The organism is Amphibacillus xylanus NBRC 15112 (assembly GCF_000307165.1).
GTDB lineage: Bacteria > Bacillota > Bacilli > Bacillales > Amphibacillaceae > Amphibacillus > Amphibacillus xylanus.
The window spans coordinates 1,350,913-1,371,827 of the sequence record NC_018704.1 but is presented as its reverse complement, the minus strand read 5'-3'; the positions used below and the strand labels follow the sequence as shown (position 1 = coordinate 1,371,827).

Genomic DNA, 20,915 nt, shown 5'->3' with positions numbered 1-20,915 from the left:
TATTTCGACATAGCCATTTACCATAGAAATGGTTAAATGTATTACTTATTAGCAGAAGGGATTTTTAACAATGAGCGAATCTGTAAAGTCAGTAGCTATAAAAGATATCATGATTGCCTTTCAAAGAATTAAAGATGTAGTAAAACGTACACCACTACAACTCGATCCGATTTTGTCTGATCGATATAATTGTAACGTCTACTTAAAAAGAGAAGATTTACAAGAAGTCCGCTCTTTTAAAATTCGTGGGGCTTATAATTTTATGCAAAGTTTAACTGAAGAAGAAATGAAAAAAGGTGTTGTATGTGCTAGCGCGGGGAATCATGCTCAAGGCGTTGCCTACTCCTGTAAAGCTATGAAGGTTAAAGGGATGATCTTTATGCCAACGACAACACCAAGGCAAAAAGTTGATCGTGTTGCATTTTTTGGTGGGGATTATGTCGATATTATCTTAACCGGTGACACATTTGATGATGCTTCAGATGAATCAAAAGCGTATTGCGAAAAACATGGCATGACATTTGTTCATCCATTTGATGATTATCGTACGATTGTTGGACAAGGGACAATTGGATTAGAGATACTAGAAGACATGGATGAGCCAATTTCGCACGTGTTTATGTCTGTTGGTGGAGGGGGTCTCATTTCTGGTGTTGGTTCTTACATTAAGGAAATTAGTCCAGAGACTAAGGTTGTCGGAGTAGAGCCTGCAGGTGCAGCCTCAATGCAAGCTGCCTTTAGAGAAAATCAAGTTGTTAAACTTGATGAGGTCGATAAATTTGTTGATGGTGCGAGTGTAAAACAGATCGGAGATTTAACTTATAATATAGCTAGAAATGTAGTCGATGAATTTGCGACAATCCCAGAGGGTAAAATATGTCACACAATTCTAGATTTATATAACGAAAATGCAATTGTTGCAGAACCAGCGGGTGCGATGCCTGTGACAGCACTTGATGATTTTAAAGATGAAATAAAGGGCAAAAACGTAGTAGTTATTGTCAGTGGAGGCAACAATGATATTGATCGTATGCAAGATATTAAAGAACGTGCCTTGATCTATCAAGGGTTAAAACATTATTTTATCGTTAATTTCCCACAACGGGCTGGAGCATTGAGAGAGTTTTTAACACTAGTACTAGGAGAAAACGATGATATTACCCGTTTTGAATATACTAAGAAAAATAATCGCGACCGAGGACCTGTGTTAGTAGGAATCGAGTTACAAAGTAAAAAAGACTACCAGCCATTGATTGATCGAATGAGAAAGAATGAATTTTCATTTATCGAGTTAAATAAGGATGAAGATTTATTTCACTTCCTTATTTGATGATCAATATACATCCAAATAGGTGTGGTGTGATCAACACCCACCTTATTTTTGTGCAAAATTACATCACTAAAAAGTATTTATAAAGCCAAACTTAGTAAATAGCTTTACTAAAAACACGAATAAATTGTTGTCGATCTTCTTCTGTATAAGGAGCTGGTCCTTTAGTACGACCACCACTTTTTCGTATTTGTGCATTTTGATGTCGGGTTAGTAATAATCGATCAATATTACGATTCGTGTAATGAAAGCCTCGTGGATGAATTACTTGACATTTCTTCTGGAGGACAAATGAAGCTAATCCGTAATCTTGAGTAACGACTAAATCATTTTCTTTTGCCATCGCGGTTAATTTATAATCTACTGCTTCACTTTCACTATCAACATAGATTTCTGTCACGTGATCAGGTTGTTTATCATGAGAAAAGTGAGCATAACTTTTTAGGATCACTACAGAACGATTGTGTTTTTGTGCAAGCGAGATAATCTCTTTATTAACAGGACATGCATCTCCATCTACATATATAATCATGAATTATTCTCCTTATTATGTTTAATTACATATTTTTATTTAAATAGGGAAAACAGTTTATTAATGTCACACATAATTATTTAATTATACCAGAATTGAAAGGGAGCGAAAAATAATGGCTAAATATAGATCTGGAGACAGAGTTAGCTTAACGATTCAACAACAAACAGAAGAGGGTTACATACTATCAGATGGATCAAATCAAGTTATGTTAAAAACAGATCAACAATTAAAACTAGGTGATCAAGTAGAAGTATTTTTATATCATGATCAAAAAAATCAACTGATCGCAACAGATCAGATTCCAACTGTAAGCTTTAGTGCATTTGATTGGGCGGAAGTTGTGAGAGTACATACAACTTTAGGCGTTTTTGTTGATATTGGTTCAAATATTGAAGTGCTTGTATCTACTGATGATTTACCTCAACACATGACAGCTTGGCCTATTGTCGGTGATCAATTATATGTCACATTAAAACGCGATAAAAAAGATCGCTTGCTTGCTCAACCGGTGAAAGAAAGTGATTTTGAAGATAATTGGGACCGTGCGCCAGAATCATTATTTAATCAAGATATTAAGGGACGAGTCTTCCGTTCAGGCAAAGAAGGAGCTGTTATCATTTCTGAGGAGGGATATCGCGGCTTTATTCACTATACTGAGCGGAAAAAAGAACCTCGTGTAGGTGAATGGGTTGAAGGGCGTGTCATAGAAGTAAAACAAGACGGTACATTAAATGTCTCATTACTGCCAAGAAAACAAGAAGCACGTCTTAATGATGCGGACATGATTTTAACTTATTTAAAAGAAAATAATGGTGAAATGTTACTTGATAATCAATCTGATCCTGAAGAAATTCAAAAAGTATTTGGGATCAGTAAATCTGCATTTAAACGAGCGATTGGAAAACTATACAAAGATCGTTTAATTAAACAAGCAGAAGGCAAAACATATTTAATCTTAAATGACCAAGACCAACAATAAAAATCGGGTATAAAGTCATAAAGTTTGTCTAAATAGATAATAATTTGTCTAAAAAAATTGAATGCAAGAGTTTTAATCGTTATAATAACTATGTTCGAGGCTTTTAAAATATTTTGAATGATGCTTGCTATAAGTAGAGGGGGTGTCAAAGGATGAGTGTTAATACGATAGAGAAAGTTAAAGAAATTGAACGTCAAGCAGAAGCTCTTGAGCGTGAATATGATAATCAACTTCAAGATCTAAAAAAAGCCACAGCAAGTAAAATTGCTCAGTTAGAAGAAGCCTATCAAACTGAGATAAACAAGTTTAAAGCGCTAGAATTAGAAAAACTTGAAGATAAATTGCAAACTTTGCAGAACACAATTCAACAAGAAGAAGTGGAGCAAATCAAACAATTAGAAAGTCGATTTAGTAAGAAGGAACAAGAGCTGGTTGAGGAAGTTGTTAAGGAGGTTATGAGACGGTATGGCAATAGCTAAAATGAATAAATTGACACTCATATCTTTCCATGAACAGAAAGACCAGTTATTAGAGTCAATACAAGAATTACAAAACTTAGAAGTTGTTGACTTGCATGCAACTGATTTAGGAGATCTAGAGGTATCTACTAATGATGTTGAAAAGCTACAGACAACTATCAAGAATTGTGAAACTCAAATTGACCAAATCGAATCTGCTTTAACTTTTCTTCAGTCATTTTTACCAAAAACGTCACTGATAAAAAAGTTACGAACTAATAAGCAATCATACTCATTAGAAGAACTTGCAGCTGAAGTTGAGCAATTTTCAACTACTGACTTGGTGCATGAATTGTTAAATATGCAATTAGAACTCGAAAAAAACGAAGAACTTCGCTTAGAATTAGAAAACGAGCATGCATTTTTTACGAACTGGACTAAGTTAAACTTCAGAGTGCAGGATGTGCAGAATACGAAATATATAACTGGACGTGTCGGTACGGTTCCACAACATATTCAAAATCAATACATTAATCTATTAAAAGAGGCTGATAACCTTTATGTAGAAGAGTTATATCAGACTAAAGATGAACATGGTATTTTCATCTCTTATGTTCGTTCTGAAGAGGATTTAATCCAACAATTACTTAACGAATGTCATTTTGATGATTTAACATCTAAATTTGTTAACAACTCAAAAGACTCATTAGCAAAAATCAATGAAGAGTTAACAAAATTACAAAAAGACAATCAACAAATCACGAATAAGCTTGAAACGATGAAAACTGAAGAATGGCAATTAATGATAGCTGACGAGTATTATAGGGCGATGCTTGAACGTGAAAAGAGTAAGCTGTTTGTTGTTGATGAAAAGCACTTATTTGTAATGGAAGGCTGGCTAGAGGAAGCTGAGGTTGACTCTGTAAAGAATGCATTAAATGCACTATTTAAACCAATGGACTACGCCTTACTCATCGATGACGTTAAAGAAGAAGATTATGATCGAGTTCCGATCGTGTTAAAAAATAATGGTTTTATCGCTCCTTTTGAATCTGTTACGAAGATGTATGGATTACCTAAATACACAGAAATGGATCCAACTCCATTTATAGCACCATTCTATTTTGTTTTCTTTGGCATGATGGTAGCTGATATGGGTTATGGCTTAATTTTATGGCTAGCAACTTTTCTTGCACTTAAATTGTTTAATTTCGATCCATCTATGCGAAAAAACTTGAGATTCTTCCATATCTTATCTTACCCAACAATCATTTGGGGATTAATATATGGATCATTCTTAGGATTCGAATTACCATTTGTACTATTATCGACATCGGATGATGTTATTACGATTCTAATTTTATCAGTAGTTTTCGGTTTAATTCATATACTTGTTGCTCTAGGTCTTACAACATACTTGAAGCTGAAAGACAATGATACATTAGGTGCAATTAGTGATGGTTTAGGTTGGATTGGGATATTAGTTGGTTTAATTGTCTTATTACTAGGTTCATTAATTCTAAATAATGAATTCGTATCACAATTTGGAATCATTATTGCGATTTTAGGAACTGTAGGAATACTTGGAGCAGCTATTGCAAGTTCTAAAAATAAAGGTCTTGGATTAGGGTTAGGGCTATATAACCTATATGGTATTACGGGTTACATCGGAGATATCGTTAGTTACTCTCGATTAATGGCTTTAGGAGTATCAGGTGGAAGTATCGCCTTAGCGTTTAATATGATCATTGATTTTATGCCACCAATAGCAAGATTATCGATAGGCGTTCTTTTATTTATTGCGTTACATGCTGTAAATATTGGTCTGTCGTTACTAAGTGCTTATGTTCATGGTGCGAGATTAATTTTTGTTGAGTTCTTTGGTAAGTTTTATGAAGGTGGAGGTAAGGCGTTTGAGCCTTTAAAAGCCTCAGAAAAATATATTCATTTAAAAAACAATAATAAACAGTACAGAGACGGAGGAATTTAATTATGGAAAGCTGGTTACAATTTTTTATCGAAAATAGTGGTGGATTTTTATTTGCAGCATTCGGAATCGCTTTAGCAGTAGGTTTTGGCGGTTGGGGATCATCTAAAGGTGTTGGAATGACAGGTGAAGCAGCAGCTTCATTAATTAAAGAGCAACCAGAAAAGTTCGCTAAGTCACTTATCCTACAATTACTACCTGGTACACAAGGGCTTTATGGTTTCGTTATTGGGTTCTTAATTTTCTTAAACATGGATTCAGGTATGGGTTTAACAGATGGTATTTACTTATTAATGGCAGCTATTCCTGTTGCAGTAACAGGTTTCACATCTGCAATTGCACAAGGTCGTGTATCAACAGCTGCTATTCAAATTTTAGCTAAACGTGAAGAGCACAATACAAAAGGAATTATTTATGCTGTTATGGTTGAAACTTACGCAATTTTAGGATTCGTTATGTCCTTCATACTTATTTTATTAGGCTAAGATTATAATAGTGAAAGGATGATAGCGATGGAAGATATTAAAGCTTTGTCTAAGCAAATCCTAGCTCAAACTAAAGAGCAAGGAGAAAGTAAATTAGCTGAATATCGAAAAATTGCTGATGACAAACTTGAGGAAACTCGTCAGAAACTTCAACAAAATGAAGAGAAACAAAAAGAACTTATTGTTCAAAGTGTCAACAACGATTACGAACGTCAAGCACAAACAATGAAGAATAATTTAAGAAATAATATATTAGCTAAAAAACAGGCTTTATTGAATACAATCTTTGACAAAGCTATTGAAGAAATTCAAAATTGGGACGATAACCAATTTGCAGAATTTATCTCAGGCGTATTAAAACAAATTGATCAAAATAAGAGCTGGTCAATTGTTCCTGGTGAGCATTCAATAGATAAGATTAAATCAAAACCTGTACAAGAAGTATTAGCTCAATATTCAGTTGTTACTGTATCAGACGAAATCGTTAAGAATAAGGCTGGATTTATTTTAGAGCAAGGCGGAATTGATTACAATTTCTGCTTTGATATTTTAATAAATGAGCTGAAAAAAGAATTTTCTCCACAACTTGCATCCTTAGCTTTTTAAAACTTGACTGATCGTCAAGCGCTTGTGGCGACCGTCAAAGTTTTGCTTATACTATCAGAGGAAAATTAACAAAATAGACTGATAGTACACAATACTCAGTAAGGAGGGAGAATAAATGCACGATACTGAATATAAAGGCATTAACACACAAATTCGCGTAGCAGAAACGAGATTGTTTACGCGTGATGATTTTGAAAAAATGCTTCGAGCTGAAGGGCTTCGTGGTGCTTTAGATGTTCTAAAGGGCACTGACTATTATTTTGATGAACAAGAAGTGTTACATACGAAGAACTTCGATCAGTTTTTAATGACTCGTTTGCAAACTGTTTATAATGAGCTTTTTCAGACTACGCCAAATAGTGAAGTCATACAAATATATACGCTACGGTATAGCTATCATAATTTGAAAGTTTTACTGAAGCAAAAAGTTAAAGAAATTGATCTTGAACATTTATTAATTCCGATTGGAAAAGAGTCGATTTCAAGTTTACGTAATTTAGTTAAAACAGAACAATCAGAAGTTCTTGATCCAATTATGATTGAAGCGGTTCAACTTGCTTTGGATGATTATCAAACATTTGAGCGGATTGAAGCAATTGATGTTTTTATGGATACTTACTATTACAAGCATATTCGTGCAATCGCAGATGAATTAGATAATCCGACAATTTCAAAAGTCGTTGATGTCATGATAGATTTAGATAATTTATCGACTGTCATTCGAAGTTTAAATCAGAATAAATCTCGATCATTTATGCATACTGTTTTATCTAGTTCAGGGTCTATACCTAAACAAACACTCATCGATGCAGCAGATCAAGGAAAAGCAGCATTAAGTGAGCTTTACTTAAGTCAACCTTATGCTAAATATCTAAATGAAGTTTTTTCAGATTCTAGATCTGACTTTAATCCAATGATGATTGATTTAATAATTGAAGAAATTATCAACGAATTAATGGATGAGGGTAAGTATCAAGCTTTCGGCCCTATGCCTGTAGTGGCTTATATTTTTGCTGTCGAAAGAGAAATTACTAATATTCGATTAATTCTAGTCGGTAAAGACAATCAAATTAATGAAGATATCATTAGAGAAAGGATGCGACCTATTTATGGCTCTTAAAATTGGAGTAGTTGGCGATAAAGATTCGGTACTTCCTTTCAAAATACTTGGATTTGATGTATTTGCAACAGATAACGGTAATGTAGCCAGGGAAACAATTGATTCATTAGCTGAGCAAAATTATGGCGTCATTTATTTAACTGAAGCAATTGCAAAAGAAATTCCAGATACTATTAAGCGATATGATGCTGAGATTAAACCAGCAATCATATTAATTCCGAATCATAAGGGATCACTTAATATAGGGAAGAACAGAATCCAACAAAACGTTGAAAAAGCAGTAGGACAAAATATTTTATAACTAGGAGGGGACATATTTGAAAACAGGGAAAATAGTCAAAGTTTCCGGTCCTTTAGTTATGGCAGAGGGAATGGAACATGCGAACATTCATGACCTTTGTTATGTAGGGGATATGAAGCTAGTAGGCGAAATCATTGAGATGCGACATGATGTTGCCTCTATCCAAGTATATGAAGAAACCTCTGGACTTGGACCTGGTGAACCAGTTGAAACTACTGGAGAAGCCTTGTCAGTAGAATTAGGACCAGGAATCGTCTCACAAATGTTTGACGGAATTCAACGTCCATTAGATGCATTTAAAGTAAAGACAGAAAGTAATTACTTAGTCAGAGGCGTTAATATATCAAATTTAGACAGAGATAAAAAATGGGCATTTACAGCAACTAAATCAGTAGGTGATCAAGTCATACCTGGTGATATTGTTGGAACAATCCAAGAAACAAAAGTTATTGAGCATCGTATTATGGTTCCACATGGTGTTAAAGGTACGATTAAGTCAATTGAAAGTGGCGAATACACTCTAAATGACGTAATCTACACTGTTGAGACTGAAGATGGAATTAAAGAATTAACGATGTTACAAAAATGGCCAGTTCGTCGTGGACGTCCATTTAAGAAAAAGTTAAATCCAAATCAACCGATGGTAACAGGTCAACGTGTTATCGATACATTTTTCCCAATTACAAAAGGTGGAGTATCTGCGGTTCCAGGACCATTTGGTGCTGGTAAAACAGTTGTTCAACACCAAATCGCAAAATTCAGTGATGTTGACCTTGTAGTATACGTAGGTTGTGGTGAACGTGGAAATGAAATGACAGACGTACTTAATGAATTCCCAGAACTAATTGATCCAAACACTGGTGAATCATTAATGGAACGAACAATTTTAATTGCTAACACGTCAAACATGCCAGTTGCTGCGCGTGAGGCATCTATTTATACAGGTATCACAATTGCAGAATACTTCCGTGATATGGGTTATAGTGTTGCGATTATGGCTGACTCTACATCTCGTTGGGCGGAAGCACTTCGTGAAATGTCAGGTCGTCTTGAGGAAATGCCAGGTGACGAAGGTTACCCAGCTTACCTAGGAAGCCGAATTGCAGAATATTATGAACGTGCAGGTCGCGTTATTTCAGTGGGATCAGAAGATCGAGAAGGTAGTATTACAGCAATCGGTGCGGTATCACCTCCAGGGGGAGATACGTCTGAACCAGTTACTCAGAACACATTACGTGTTGTTAAGGTTTATTGGGCACTTGATTCATCACTTGCACAAAAACGCCATTTCCCTTCTGTAAACTGGTTAACTTCATATTCTCTATACCTTACAGAAGTTGGAGAGTATATGGATAATGAACTAAAAGTAGATTGGTCTAATATGGTTCAACATTCAATGAACATCTTACAAGAAGAAGCAGAGCTTGAAGAGATCGTGCGTTTAGTTGGTATTGAATCATTATCAGAGAAAGATCGTCTCACAATGGTTATTGCTCAATCATTAAAAGAAGATTATCTCCAGCAAAATGCTTTTGACGATGTTGATACATATACATCGCGTCAAAAACAATTCTTAATGCTCGATTTAATTTTATCATTTGAAAAAGAGGCTCGTGAAGCGATGAAACTTGGTGCTTACTTCAATGAAATTATTGAAGGCACTGATGAAATTCGTGATCGAATTGCTAGAGCTAAATATATAAGCGAAGATCAAATTGATCAAATTCGTCAACTTAAAGAAGATATTAAAGAAACGATTCATCAAATTGTTTTTAGAGGAGGCGTGACAGATAATGCTGAAGGAATATAAAACAGTTAGTGAAGTCATTGGACCTCTGATGGCAGTAGAGCAAGTTGAAGGTGTAAAATATGATGAACTAGTTGAAATTCAAATGCAAACTGGTGAAATTCGCCACGGTCAAGTACTTGAAGTTGACGGCGATAAAGCTATGGTTCAGATTTTTGAAGGACCAAGTGGAATTAATATTAAAGATACAAAAGTCCGTTTCCGCGGACGCCCACTTTCAATTGATGTTTCAGAAGACATGGTAGGTCGTGTCTTTGATGGAATGGGTCAACCAATTGATAATGGACCAGCTATCATTCCAGAAGCTAGTCTAGATGTTAACGGGCAAGCGATCAACCCAATTGCTCGTGACTATCCAGACGAATTTATTCAAACTGGTATTTCTTCAATTGACCATTTAAATACACTTGTACGTGGTCAGAAGCTACCGGTATTCTCTGGTTCAGGTTTACCACATAAAGAATTAGCTGCACAAATAGCACGTCAAGCTGCTGTTTTAAATAGTGATGAAAAATTCGCGGTTGTCTTTGCAGCAATGGGGATCACATTTGATGAAGCTGAATTCTTTATGGAAGACTTCCGTAAAACTGGCGCTATTGACCGTTCAGTTATGTTTATTAACTTAGCTAATGACCCAGCAATTGAGCGTATCGCAACGCCTAAGATGGCACTTACAACTGCTGAGTATTTAGCGTTTGAAAAAGATATGCACGTACTCGTTATTATGACTGATATGACATACTATTGTGAGGCATTACGTGAAATCTCTGCTGCAAGACGTGAGGTTCCTGGTCGCCGTGGTTATCCTGGTTACCTATATACTAACCTCTCAACATTGTATGAGCGTGCAGGTCGTTTAGTTGGTAAAAAAGGATCAGTAACTCAAATACCGATTCTTTCAATGCCAGAGGATGATATTACTCACCCAATTCCTGACTTAACAGGATATATTACTGAAGGACAAATTATTCTTTCACGTGATTTACACAATGCAGGGATTAAACCACCGATTGATGTTTTACCATCTTTATCACGATTAAAGGATAAAGGAACAGGTGAAGGTAAAACTCGAGTAGACCATGCACCAACAATGAACCAATTGTTTGCTGCATATGCAAAAGGTAAAGAAGCGAAAGAATTAGCGGTTGTATTAGGTGATTCTGCTCTATCTAAAACTGATCGATTGTATGTAGAATTTACTGATCGATTTGAAGCAGAATACATTAATCAAGGTTTCTATACAAACCGTACGATTGAAGAAACTTTAAACCTTGGTTGGGAACTACTTTCGATCTTACCAAAATCAGAATTGAAGCGAATTAAGAGTGATATGATTGAAAAGTTTATGCCGGAAGGAGAGTGATTAGGTCATGGCGCGATTAGATGTCAAGCCAACAAGGATGGAATTATCCAAACTTAAAGACCGTTTAGCTATTTCAACCCGTGGTCATAAGCTTTTGAAAGATAAACAAGACGAGCTGATGCGACAATTCATTTTATTAATTCGTGAAAATAATGAATTACGTTCTGCAGTTGAACAAGAACTAACAGAAGCAATGCGTGCTTTTGTAGTAGCAAAATCATTATTGAATGAAGCATTTATTGAAGAATTATTTGCCGTTCCTAATACGACAGTTTCATTAGATATTCAAGAAAAGAACATTATGAGTGTTATCGTACCTCAAATGAATTTTACGGTCGATGAATCTGTAATAGAGCCTGAGATGCAATACGGTTTTCTGAATTCAAATAGTGAATTAGATCAAGCAATTGAACGAATTAAGACAATTTTACCGAAGTTACTTAAACTATCTGAGATCGAGAAAACTTGTCAACTTATGGCTGATGAAATTGAGAAAACGAGACGCCGTGTTAACGCACTTGAATATTTAAAGATACCAGAACTAAAAGAAACGATATATTATATCGAAATGAAACTAGAAGAAAATGAACGTGCTAACATCACTCGGATTATGAAAGTTAAAGATATGGGGCAGTAAACTATATAAAACCATTCGTTAAAATTGACGAATGGTTTTTTTCATTTGAATATACACTCAGCGATTATTCAAAAATCGGTTGTACAATATATACAGAATAGTTTTATTCACACATACAACAACGGTCGAATTGAAGGGATTAACTACAAGATTAAGTTACTAAGCAAAGTCGCATACGGTTATCGTAATTTTTATAATTTCAAGAAACGAATTATGATTCACTTCAAGTTTAAAGTAATAGAAACAAATTCGAGTAAAAAAATGCAAAAAGAAACACGATATGAAGCAGCCATTTAATTTATAAGTGAAAAACAGCAGGTGAACAAGTTGTATCTTTATTAAAGCTAATATAAATTTATTCTCGGCTAATTATATAACCTACCAACACTATTTGACAATGAACCCAAAAATCTAGATATATTACCAAAACAATTTTGTTGACACCAATCAAGTTTATGATTACAATATCATTTAACTAAATGTATGATAATTCATATTATTCAGTTAATTCAAACAAAAGGTGGTGTCAAAACATGAGTCCGCAAGAATACAAAAAGGTAATGGTCGGTGATTGGGTTAAGCTTAAGTCAAGTAAAGGAGAATTGATTCACGGATATGTTGAAAAGACAATTGATAATAATGAGGTTGTTCAACTACGTGTTGTAACAAGTGATAATCAATTCCTTTCTGGTCAAAGTATCCAAGTAGAATTAAATAAAGTAACTGTAGATCAGGAAAATGAACAATTTAGTGTAGCTGAAATTAAACAGTTAATAGACCTTGCCTTATTAACTAATGATAAAGCATGGTTTGACTCATTAATGATAAAGTATCAAGCATTAAAGGTAAAACAAAACTAGTTATTATAGATTTATAACATCTTATTATTACTAAGCTTAACACTAGCATATAGCTAGTGTTTTTATTTTGAAAATATCATCATCTTGTCGGATTATCACTTCAATTGACATCACTGTAATTCTATGATAAAAAATATATGTTAGCACTCTAGGCCTTCAAGTGCTAATCAATGAATTTTGAAAGAGGAGATAGATATGGTAATGCAACAATTTGAAGCAGAATCAAAACGACTATTAGACTTGATGATTAATTCAATTTACTCTAAAAGAGAAGTTTTCTTAAGAGAACTAATCTCTAACGCAAGTGATGCAATTGACAAGATGTATTACAAAGCTTTAACTGATGATTCAATTACATTTAACCAAAGTGACTATTACATAAAAATAGACGTTGATAAAGAAAAACGTCAATTAACAATAACTGATACTGGAATTGGTATGACGAAAGAAGAATTAGCAACTAATTTAGGTGTTATTGCTAAAAGTGGTTCATTAGCATTTAAAAATGAAAATGAGATTAAAGATGGTCATGATATTATTGGTCAATTTGGTGTTGGTTTTTATGCTGCATTTATGGTAGCGGATAGTGTAACTGTCAAATCTAAAGCTCATGGCGCAGATCAAGCATACCAGTGGTATTCTGAAGGAGCAGAAGGGTATACGATTGAGCCATGTGATAAAGAAACGGTTGGTACGACGATTATTTTAACTATTAAAGAAAATGAAGAAGACGAAGATTACGATCAATATTTAGAAACATATCGTCTGCAATCAATTATTAAAAAGTATTCGGATTTTATTCGTTATCCAATTAAGATGGAAATGAGTGAACAAAAGCTTAAAGAAGGATCAAAAGACGAGTATGAAACAGTTATCGAAGAAAAAACAATCAATAGTATGGTGCCAATTTGGAAAAAGAACAAGACAGAATTAACTGATGAAGATTATGTGAAGTTTTATGAAGAGAAGCATTATGGATTTGATCAGCCACTAACACATATTCATATTAGTGTGGATGGTAATATTCGTTATCAAGCGATTTTATATATCCCTGAAACGGCCCCATTCAATTATTATTCAGCAGAATATGAGAAGGGCTTAGAGTTATATTCAAATGGTGTTTTAATTATGAATAAGGCATCTGAACTACTGCCAGATCACTTTAGCTTTGTGAAGGGTTTGGTTGATTCAGAGGATCTATCATTGAATATCTCACGTGAGATGCTTCAGCATGATCGCCAACTCAGCTTAATTGAAAAAAATCTAACCCGTAAGATTAAACAAGAATTATTAAAGATGTTGCGTAATGACCGTGGCAAGTACGAGAAGTTTTATAAAGCGTTTGGTCGTCAGTTGAAATTTGGCGTCTATAACAATTTCGGACAGAATAAAGACGATTTACAAGATTTACTACTATTCTATTCTTCAACTGAAAAGAAACTCGTTTCGCTTGCTGAATATGTTGAACGAATGAAAGAAGGACAAGAAGTCATTTATTATGCAACTGGTGAAACGAATGCCAGAATTGAGCGCTTACCTCAAACTGAAATGGTTCAAGAGAAAGGCTTTGAAATACTGTACTTAACAGAGGATATCGATGAATTTGCAATTAAAATGTTAAATGAATATAAAGGTAAGACATTTAAATCTGTATCGAGCGGAGATCTTGACCTAAATGATGAGCAAGACGAAAAAGAAGAAAAGTTAACAGACGAAGAGAAAAATCTTTTTGATCAAATGAAAGAGGTTCTTAAAGATAAAGTAACTGATGTTCGACGTTCTAAACGATTAAAATCACATCCTGTCTGCTTAACAAATGAAGGTGAAATTTCGATTGAAATGGAAAAAGTATTAAGCATGATGCCTGATAATCAAGGTATTAAAGCTAATAAGATCTTAGAAATTAATACGAATCATGATATTTTTGAATCTCTAAAACTTGCCTTTAATAAAGACAATCAGAAATTTGAGAAACTAACAAACATTTTATATAATCAAGCGTTACTAATTGAGGGATTGCCTATTGAGGATCCACTAAGCTACACAAATGATATTTGGGAAGTATTAAAATAAGCAACATTTTACTCCTTGTAAATGTATAAATTTGTCGAACTGTGCCATCCTAATGCTATGGAGGTGATAGGATGGCACATATAAAATTATTAAGCATCAAGTATGCTGCTACATTAATCTTATTATATTTAGTTTTAGGAATAGCTTATGGAATATCAATCAGTCAAATTATCTTTGTAAGTTTGATTAGTTTACTGATTTATTATGTTGGCGATATTATTATCTTAGGACGAACAAATAATTTTATCGCAACGATGTTTGATCTTGTCGCTAATTTTGTGCTAATTTTTTCAATGCTAGGACTGATCAAGTTTGGCGGTGATCAACTTATAGCAGCGTTTATTTCAACGATTGTGCTCAGTTTTTATGAAATCTTTTTTCATTTCTATGTTGTTGATGAGCTTAATCTACGACAAGACAATATATTTACCAGTAGTTATGATTATTTAACGGAGTTCTCTTCGGAATTTGACCCTATATTTGATGATATCGATGATTTTTTTTGACAAAATAAAAACTACGTCTGACAAGCGCACTGAGTTTAACTTTAAATTCATAGTGCGTTTTTTTTATGATTAAATTTATGTTAGATATCACTTTATTAACCTATAATTCGATACTATTTGACATTCGAGTCATTAATCCGTAAGCTTTTATTAGTATTTAAATGATAAAGAAAAGATAGTTAGGGGGATGATGTTGAAAATTTATCTGGATTTATTTTTAACTTTTTCACGTGTAGGCTTATTAACGTTTGGTGGCGGTTATGCAATGCTACCAATCTTACAAAAAGAAGTGGTAGAAGCAAAGAAATGGGCAACAGAAGAAGAAATGATTGACTATTTTGCGATTGGTCAGACAACACCGGGTATCATTGCAGTTAACACAGCAACATTTATCGGACAAAAACAGCGAGGGGTGTTAGGCGGAATCATTGCAACACTAGGTTTAGTATTTCCTTCATACATAATCATTACATTAATAGCAATGTTCATGCGTAATTTCTCAGATTCTACCGTTATACAAAACGCATTTGCTGGAATCCGTGTTAGTGTTTATATTTTAATTTTAAATGCTGTATTAAAGCTATGGAAAAGCTCAGTTGTGGATAAAGTAGGACTTTTAATCTTTCTCCTTGTATTTTCACTTTCCATTTTCACAACCTGGTCCCCGGCATTATTTGTTGTTATGGCTGGAGTACTTGGTGTTATCGCAAAATGGCAAGAAAGGAGACTTGAAAAATGATATATTTACAACTGTTTTATGAGTTTTTTAAAGCTGGTTTATTTGCAGTTGGTGGTGGTCTAGCCACATTACCGTTTTTATACGATATGTCTGATAGAATGGGCTGGTTTAGCCATGAACAGCTTGCTGATATGATCGCTATATCTGAATCAACTCCAGGAGCGATCGGCATTAATATGGCTACATATACAGGTCATCTAACTGCAGGCTATTTCGGTGGAATTATTGCTACATTAGGACTAGTAACACCATCCATTATAATAATTTTAATCATAGCTCGTTTTCTAACGAGATTTAGAGATAATCATATTGTAGATGCTGCATTTTATGGATTAAGACCCGCTTCAACTGCTCTTATCGCTGCAGCGGGGTTCTCGGTTGTTTGGATTGATTTATTCGATTTCAATCAATTAAGAGAATTTAATGATTGGGTAGGATTTGTTAATTGGAAGGCACTTGTCTTGGCGATTGTTATTTTTCTCTTAATGAGATATAAGCGAATAAAACATTTACATCCAATCTTTTTTATTGCATTATCAGCTATCATCGGAATTGTCTTTAAATTTGCGCAATAACTGTACAATGGGAGCATTAAATCATTTAGATTTATTTAAAGGGAGAGATGAAATGTCTCAGACCATGATTCATTACACGACAATTAATATCCAAGATTATCAATTAACATTATATAAGACAAAACATGGGTTAACGCTAATTGAGACAGACATAGATAGGGCGAATCATTTTGCAGATAACTGGTTTAAAAAAAGATTTAATCATTTTCAACTGATTCAAAATGACCAGCTATTTGTAGCCGAAACTGAACAATTAGTTAAATATTTTGCTGGCGAGCTTAAAACATTTGATTTCGCAATCGATCAAAAAGGTACTGACTTTCAAAAAAATGTTTGGCGTTATCTTCAGGACATTCCATATGGTGAGACATTGAGCTATAGTGAACTCGCACAACGTATGAATCGTCCAACCGCAACTCGAGCAGTCAGTCGTGCGATTGGACAAAATCCACTCCTTATCGTTGTGCCTTGTCACCGTGTAATTGGTAAAAATAATAAATTAACAGGTTTTCGTTCAGGTCTAGCATTAAAGCAAGCTTTACTAAACATTGAAAAATCTGATCATGAAAAAAGCTAAAGATTAATATTTATCAATCTTTAGCTTTTTACTATTTTATCGTTCAACAAGCATAGATACACCAATTCCGCCACCGACACAAAGACTAGCGATTCCTAATTTTCCATCCGTCTTATTCATTTCGTGAAGGAGTGTCACGACGATTCTTGCTCCGGAAGCACCGATAGGGTGACCAAGAGCGATTCCGCCACCATTTACATTGACTTTGTTAGGGTCAATCCCTAAATCGCGAACAACTGGAATACTTTGTGCTGCAAAGGCTTCGTTAATTTCAAATAAATCAACTTGATTAAGATCGATTTGAGCTTTTTCAACGAGTTTGTTAATTGATAGATAAGGGCTATAGCCCATTAAGCTTGGATCCATACCAATCTCAGCGTAATCCTTAATTGTTGCAAAATAGTTTAGTCCTCGTTTCTCGGCTGTTGATTTTTTCATTAAGATTAATGCTGCTGCACCATCGTTAATTCCAGAAGCATTACCAGCAGTTACAGTACCACCTTCAAGAAAAGGAGTTCTAAGTTTAGCTAAATCTTCTATTTTAACATCTTTTCTAATATGTTCGTCTTGATCAAATAGTACCTCATCTCCAGTCTCAGATATAACAGGAACAGGGACAATCTCGTCTTTAAACTTACCTGTTTCTTGAGCACGTTGAGCTTTATGTTGAGAATTTAGTGCAAATTGATCTTGTTCTTCTCTAGTAACATTATATTTCTTTGCTACATTTTCCGCAGTAATACCCATATGCATGTGACTAAATGCGTCTGTCAAACCATCATGAATCATTGAATCAATCAGATTTTTTTGTTCTAGCTCTTTGGTAAAGCGGTAATTTGGTAGGATATGAGGGGCATTGCTCATACTTTCAACACCACCAACGACAACTATTTCTGCTTGGTTAAGTTGAATTTGTTGACTACCTAGAATGATAGCTTTTAATCCAGAGCCACAAACTTCATTGATGGTCATCGCAGGCTTTGAGTAAGGAACATCTGCATCTACTAATATTTGACGAGCCACATTTTGACCTGATCCAGCTTGTAACACTTGTCCAAAAATTCCTTGGTCAATATCAGATGGATCTAATTTAGCGCGCTTAATTGCTTCTTTAACTACAATTGCACCTAATTGTCGCGCAGAAATATCTTTTAAAGCACCACCGAATTTTCCAATTGGTGTACGTACAGCACTAACTATTACGATTTCTTCCATTATAAACAACTCCTTTTTCAGCTTAGAAGTTACTATTCAATTTTAACAGATTTTCGTGAGTTATTCATTTAATATATTTAAATTGCTTTTTATCTATAAAACCGTAATAATAATTAGTGAAATTTATTTATTCATGTTAAAGTATACTTAAGAATTTAATTTAGCCTGTTATAATTATCGTTTTACTTTATTTATGAAGTAAATATTTAAAGGAAGTGACCGAAATGAAAATTGGAATTGACAAAATAGGCTTTTATACACCAGCAATGTATATTGATACTGGTGATTTAGCTGAGGCTAGAGGTGTTGAGCCAGGTAAATTTAAAGTAGGTATTGGACAAGAAAAAATGGCAGTAGCACCCAAAACACAGGACTCAGTAACTTTAGCTGCAAATGCGGCATTGAGAATTTTAACTCAAGATGATATTGATAAAATAGATTATGTTATTTTTGCAACTGAAACGGGAGTCGACCATTCTAAAGCTGCCGGAATATTTGCGCATGATTTATTAGGCTTAAAAAAATCAGCTCGTTCAATCGAGATTAAGCAAGCATGCTATAGTGCTACAGCTGGCATTCAAATAGCTAAAGGGCATGTCGCCTTAAATCCAGATAGCCGTGTATTAGTACTTGCTTCAGATATTTCTCGCTATGGTTTAAATACAGGTGGAGAAATCACTCAAGGTGCAGGGGCAGTAGCGATGGTTATCGCTCGTGATCCGAAACTAATGACAATTGAGAGTCCAAGTGTATATCAGACAGACGATGCGATGGACTTTTGGCGACCTTTATATTCAGATACAGCATACGTTCAAGGTAAATTCTCTGTTATCCAGTATATCAATTTCTTTAAGGAATTGTTTGCCCAATATCAAGAAAAAACACAGACAAGCTTAAAAGATTTTGAAGCATTAGTTTTTCATACACCGTATACAAAAATGGGCTTAAAAGCACTTCAAGCTGTATTAGAAGATGCAGATGAAGCTGATAAGAAGCGACTATTAGACTATTATGAAGTAGCTAAACATTATAATGCAATTGTTGGTAACATCTACACAGGTTCTTTATACTTAAACCTGATTTCATTGCTTGAGCAAAATAACTCGCTTGAAGATGGAGCAACTATTGGGCTATTTAGCTATGGATCTGGTTCTGTTGGTGAGTTCTTTACAGGTGTTCTACAACCTGATTATCGAAATCATTTATTAACCGAGCAACATGTACAAATGCTTGAAGATCGTAAGCAGATTTCAATTGATCGCTATGAAAAAGTATTTATGGATACGATCCCTAATGGAATCGGAGATATTGAATTAGATATTGAAGCGGATCCTGCACCAATTTGCTTAGCAGGTATTAAAGATCACATGCGTCAATATGTGAATAAAAACCATTTATAAATTTTAATTTATAATTAAATCAACACCCCTAACTTCTAGATCAAAGTTAGGGGTGTTACTTTTAATGACGTAATTCTGCCAAGATTTGTTTTGCAGTATTTAAATTCATATGTTTTTCTTTACGAAGACGGCGAGCGACTTTTTGAATTTCTTCTCCTTTTGCACCTGCATTAATCGCTAAAGACTTCGCTTGTAATGCCATATGACCTTTTTGAATACCATCTGTTACAAGCGCTCTTGTTGCGGCAAAGTTTTGTGCTAATCCTACTGATACGATAATTGACTCTAATTGTTTTGCATGAGGTGAACCTAGAATATGATGGGCGAATTTTGCACCTGGGTGAATCGTAATCGATCCACCAACTGTACCAACTGGTAAAGGCATTGTTAGTTCACCTAATAAATCACCATTTTCAGCTTTTGTCCATTTTGTTAGTGAACGATATTGCCCGGATCTTGCTGCATATGCATGCGCACCTGCTTCAATTGCACGCGTATCATTACCTGTTGCTAATACGACAGCGGAAATACCATTCATAATCCCCTTATTGTTTGTAGTTGCTCTATAGGGATCAGCTAGAGCAAATTGATTAGCTTCAATAATTCGATCACGCACCTCTTCACCTGAAAGGCCGCGACGTTCCAATATATTCACTGGAATTTGGCATCTCGCAGTTGCTAAACATTCAGTCGCATAGTTTGATAAAATCCCCATAACAGCTCTCGCACCTGTAAGTTGCTCTAAATAAGGCTTAATAGCTTCGGCCATTGTATTAATCATATTTGCACCCATTGCTTCTTGAGTATCAACATGAAGATGAATAACTAGAAATGGGGGAGTACCATACTCATCATCTTTATCGATCCAACGAAGATCAATTTTCTGAGCTCCTCCACCACGTTTAACGATAGAAGGGTGGGCGCTATTTGCAATTGAGATGATTTGATCTTGATTTTTTATGATTTCTTCGATTGCCACTTCTTTATCATCTATATCTTTAAGTGCCACTTGACCGATCATCACTCGCGATTTCGCCTCTGTAGTAAAGCCACCAGCTAGTCGAATTGTTTTAGCAGCAAAGCTTGCAGCTGCCACAACTGATGGTTCTTCAGTAGCCATTGGGATTAAATAGTCCTGTCCATCAATTAAAAAGTGTAGTGCTAATCCTAGTGGAAGCTGATAAGTTCCAACTACATTTTCAATCATATGATCGCTAATTTCTTCCGGTAAGATTAAATCTGCTTTAAAATCTGCTACTGAACGATGGTCTGCCTTATTAAGTTCTATTAGAGCTTCAATCCGCTCTTCAATTGTTTTCATATAAAATTTATCTAATTGATTTTTTTTCATCATTTAACCTC

The 20,915-nt window shown here is 34.7% G+C and carries 22 protein-coding genes; 19 read left to right on the top strand and 3 right to left on the bottom strand.

Annotation, left to right across the window (positions count from 1 at the left end):
• Positions 1–70 precede the first annotated feature (70 nt).
• Complete coding sequence (ilvA, locus tag AXY_RS06850; protein WP_015010070.1) at positions 71–1,330, top strand: threonine ammonia-lyase IlvA; 1,260 nt, start codon at positions 71–73, stop codon at positions 1,328–1,330.
• A gap of 94 nt (positions 1,331–1,424) precedes the next feature.
• Here ilvA and AXY_RS06845 read toward each other — a convergent pair whose 3' ends face one another.
• On the bottom strand, positions 1,425–1,862 hold the full coding sequence (locus tag AXY_RS06845; protein WP_015010069.1) for a YaiI/YqxD family protein: 438 nt from the start codon (positions 1,860–1,862) through the stop codon (positions 1,425–1,427).
• 115 nt (positions 1,863–1,977) lie between these two features.
• Between AXY_RS06845 and AXY_RS06840 the strand changes: the two genes are divergently transcribed.
• From AXY_RS06840 to AXY_RS06765, 17 genes are all read left to right on the top strand, one after another.
• Complete coding sequence (locus tag AXY_RS06840) at positions 1,978–2,844, top strand: CvfB family protein (protein ID WP_015010068.1); 867 nt, start codon at positions 1,978–1,980, stop codon at positions 2,842–2,844.
• 152 nt (positions 2,845–2,996) lie between these two features.
• Positions 2,997–3,323 carry a hypothetical protein gene (locus AXY_RS06835; RefSeq protein ID WP_015010067.1) on the top strand — a complete coding sequence of 109 codons (327 nt, stop codon included), beginning with the start codon at positions 2,997–2,999 and terminating at the stop codon, positions 3,321–3,323.
• Entirely contained in the window at positions 3,310–5,292 is a 1,983-nt protein-coding gene (locus AXY_RS06830; RefSeq protein WP_015010066.1) for a V-type ATP synthase subunit I, read from the top strand. The genes AXY_RS06835 and AXY_RS06830 overlap by 14 nt, the downstream gene beginning before the upstream one ends.
• A gap of 2 nt (positions 5,293–5,294) precedes the next feature.
• Complete coding sequence (locus AXY_RS06825) at positions 5,295–5,774, top strand: V-type ATP synthase subunit K (RefSeq protein WP_015010065.1); 480 nt, start codon at positions 5,295–5,297, stop codon at positions 5,772–5,774.
• A gap of 27 nt (positions 5,775–5,801) precedes the next feature.
• Positions 5,802–6,380 (top strand): V-type ATP synthase subunit E, encoded by a 579-nt coding sequence (locus AXY_RS06820; protein WP_015010064.1) that lies wholly within the window; start codon positions 5,802–5,804, stop codon positions 6,378–6,380.
• A gap of 115 nt (positions 6,381–6,495) precedes the next feature.
• Positions 6,496–7,500 (top strand): V-type ATPase subunit, encoded by a 1,005-nt coding sequence (locus AXY_RS06815; RefSeq protein ID WP_015010063.1) that lies wholly within the window; start codon positions 6,496–6,498, stop codon positions 7,498–7,500.
• Entirely contained in the window at positions 7,490–7,801 is a 312-nt protein-coding gene (locus tag AXY_RS06810; RefSeq protein ID WP_015010062.1) for a V-type ATP synthase subunit F, read from the top strand. Before AXY_RS06815 ends, AXY_RS06810 begins: the two co-directional genes overlap by 11 nt.
• A gap of 16 nt (positions 7,802–7,817) precedes the next feature.
• Complete coding sequence (locus tag AXY_RS06805) at positions 7,818–9,611, top strand: V-type ATP synthase subunit A (protein ID WP_041450130.1); 1,794 nt, start codon at positions 7,818–7,820, stop codon at positions 9,609–9,611.
• Complete coding sequence (locus AXY_RS06800) at positions 9,595–10,971, top strand: V-type ATP synthase subunit B (protein ID WP_015010060.1); 1,377 nt, start codon at positions 9,595–9,597, stop codon at positions 10,969–10,971. The genes AXY_RS06805 and AXY_RS06800 overlap by 17 nt, the downstream gene beginning before the upstream one ends.
• Positions 10,972–10,978: 7 nt before the next feature.
• Positions 10,979–11,608, top strand: a complete 630-nt coding sequence (locus tag AXY_RS06795) for a V-type ATP synthase subunit D (RefSeq protein ID WP_015010059.1) — start codon at positions 10,979–10,981, stop codon at positions 11,606–11,608.
• Positions 11,609–11,632: 24 nt separating this feature from the next.
• Positions 11,633–11,905 (top strand): transposase, encoded by a 273-nt coding sequence (locus tag AXY_RS12575; protein WP_081585439.1) that lies wholly within the window; start codon positions 11,633–11,635, stop codon positions 11,903–11,905.
• A 236-nt stretch (positions 11,906–12,141) separates the two neighbouring features.
• Positions 12,142–12,468, top strand: a complete 327-nt coding sequence (locus tag AXY_RS06790; protein ID WP_015010058.1) for an IDEAL domain-containing protein — start codon at positions 12,142–12,144, stop codon at positions 12,466–12,468.
• 195 nt (positions 12,469–12,663) lie between these two features.
• Entirely contained in the window at positions 12,664–14,541 is a 1,878-nt protein-coding gene (gene htpG, locus AXY_RS06785) for a molecular chaperone HtpG (protein ID WP_015010057.1), read from the top strand.
• 71 nt (positions 14,542–14,612) lie between these two features.
• The gene (locus AXY_RS06780; protein WP_015010056.1) at positions 14,613–15,047 is read left to right on the top strand and encodes a YndM family protein; all 435 of its coding nucleotides are present in this window, start codon (positions 14,613–14,615) and stop codon (positions 15,045–15,047) included.
• A 190-nt stretch (positions 15,048–15,237) separates the two neighbouring features.
• Positions 15,238–15,786 carry a chromate transporter gene (locus AXY_RS06775; RefSeq protein ID WP_015010055.1) on the top strand — a complete coding sequence of 183 codons (549 nt, stop codon included), beginning with the start codon at positions 15,238–15,240 and terminating at the stop codon, positions 15,784–15,786.
• Positions 15,783–16,361 (top strand): chromate transporter, encoded by a 579-nt coding sequence (locus tag AXY_RS06770; RefSeq protein WP_015010054.1) that lies wholly within the window; start codon positions 15,783–15,785, stop codon positions 16,359–16,361. The genes AXY_RS06775 and AXY_RS06770 overlap by 4 nt, the downstream gene beginning before the upstream one ends.
• 52 nt (positions 16,362–16,413) lie before the next feature.
• Positions 16,414–16,938, top strand: coding sequence for a methylated-DNA--[protein]-cysteine S-methyltransferase (locus tag AXY_RS06765; protein WP_015010053.1), 525 nt, complete (start codon positions 16,414–16,416; stop codon positions 16,936–16,938).
• A gap of 36 nt (positions 16,939–16,974) precedes the next feature.
• Here the strand turns inward: AXY_RS06765 and AXY_RS06760 are convergent, their stop codons facing one another.
• A complete protein-coding gene (locus AXY_RS06760) occupies positions 16,975–18,153 on the bottom strand; it encodes an acetyl-CoA C-acetyltransferase (protein WP_015010052.1) in 1,179 nt (392 codons plus the stop codon).
• A 224-nt stretch (positions 18,154–18,377) separates the two neighbouring features.
• Between AXY_RS06760 and AXY_RS06755 the strand changes: the two genes are divergently transcribed.
• Positions 18,378–19,553 (top strand): hydroxymethylglutaryl-CoA synthase, encoded by a 1,176-nt coding sequence (locus AXY_RS06755; RefSeq protein WP_015010051.1) that lies wholly within the window; start codon positions 18,378–18,380, stop codon positions 19,551–19,553.
• Between the two features lie 61 nt (positions 19,554–19,614).
• On the opposite strand, the gene AXY_RS06750 is transcribed toward AXY_RS06755, so the two are convergent.
• Complete coding sequence (locus AXY_RS06750; protein ID WP_041450129.1) at positions 19,615–20,904, bottom strand: hydroxymethylglutaryl-CoA reductase, degradative; 1,290 nt, start codon at positions 20,902–20,904, stop codon at positions 19,615–19,617.
• Positions 20,905–20,915 lie beyond the last annotated feature (11 nt).

What these genes read in the sequence shown, in the direction of transcription:
- ilvA (WP_015010070.1), top strand. Translation starts at nt 71, where the DNA reads ATGAGCGAATCTGTAAAGTCAGTAGCTATAAAAGATATCATGATTGCC.
- AXY_RS06845 (WP_015010069.1), bottom strand. Translation starts at nt 1,862, where the DNA reads ATGATTATATATGTAGATGGAGATGCATGTCCTGTTAATAAAGAGATT.
- AXY_RS06840 (WP_015010068.1), top strand. Translation starts at nt 1,978, where the DNA reads ATGGCTAAATATAGATCTGGAGACAGAGTTAGCTTAACGATTCAACAA.
- AXY_RS06835 (WP_015010067.1), top strand. Translation starts at nt 2,997, where the DNA reads ATGAGTGTTAATACGATAGAGAAAGTTAAAGAAATTGAACGTCAAGCA.
- AXY_RS06830 (WP_015010066.1), top strand. Translation starts at nt 3,310, where the DNA reads ATGGCAATAGCTAAAATGAATAAATTGACACTCATATCTTTCCATGAA.
- AXY_RS06825 (WP_015010065.1), top strand. Translation starts at nt 5,295, where the DNA reads ATGGAAAGCTGGTTACAATTTTTTATCGAAAATAGTGGTGGATTTTTA.
- AXY_RS06820 (WP_015010064.1), top strand. Translation starts at nt 5,802, where the DNA reads ATGGAAGATATTAAAGCTTTGTCTAAGCAAATCCTAGCTCAAACTAAA.
- AXY_RS06815 (WP_015010063.1), top strand. Translation starts at nt 6,496, where the DNA reads ATGCACGATACTGAATATAAAGGCATTAACACACAAATTCGCGTAGCA.
- AXY_RS06810 (WP_015010062.1), top strand. Translation starts at nt 7,490, where the DNA reads ATGGCTCTTAAAATTGGAGTAGTTGGCGATAAAGATTCGGTACTTCCT.
- AXY_RS06800 (WP_015010060.1), top strand. Translation starts at nt 9,595, where the DNA reads ATGCTGAAGGAATATAAAACAGTTAGTGAAGTCATTGGACCTCTGATG.
- AXY_RS06795 (WP_015010059.1), top strand. Translation starts at nt 10,979, where the DNA reads ATGGCGCGATTAGATGTCAAGCCAACAAGGATGGAATTATCCAAACTT.
- AXY_RS06790 (WP_015010058.1), top strand. Translation starts at nt 12,142, where the DNA reads ATGAGTCCGCAAGAATACAAAAAGGTAATGGTCGGTGATTGGGTTAAG.
- htpG (WP_015010057.1), top strand. Translation starts at nt 12,664, where the DNA reads ATGGTAATGCAACAATTTGAAGCAGAATCAAAACGACTATTAGACTTG.
- AXY_RS06780 (WP_015010056.1), top strand. Translation starts at nt 14,613, where the DNA reads ATGGCACATATAAAATTATTAAGCATCAAGTATGCTGCTACATTAATC.
- AXY_RS06775 (WP_015010055.1), top strand. Translation starts at nt 15,238, where the DNA reads ATGTTGAAAATTTATCTGGATTTATTTTTAACTTTTTCACGTGTAGGC.
- AXY_RS06770 (WP_015010054.1), top strand. Translation starts at nt 15,783, where the DNA reads ATGATATATTTACAACTGTTTTATGAGTTTTTTAAAGCTGGTTTATTT.
- AXY_RS06765 (WP_015010053.1), top strand. Translation starts at nt 16,414, where the DNA reads ATGTCTCAGACCATGATTCATTACACGACAATTAATATCCAAGATTAT.
- AXY_RS06760 (WP_015010052.1), bottom strand. Translation starts at nt 18,153, where the DNA reads ATGGAAGAAATCGTAATAGTTAGTGCTGTACGTACACCAATTGGAAAA.
- AXY_RS06755 (WP_015010051.1), top strand. Translation starts at nt 18,378, where the DNA reads ATGAAAATTGGAATTGACAAAATAGGCTTTTATACACCAGCAATGTAT.
- AXY_RS06750 (WP_041450129.1), bottom strand. Translation starts at nt 20,904, where the DNA reads ATGAAAAAAAATCAATTAGATAAATTTTATATGAAAACAATTGAAGAG.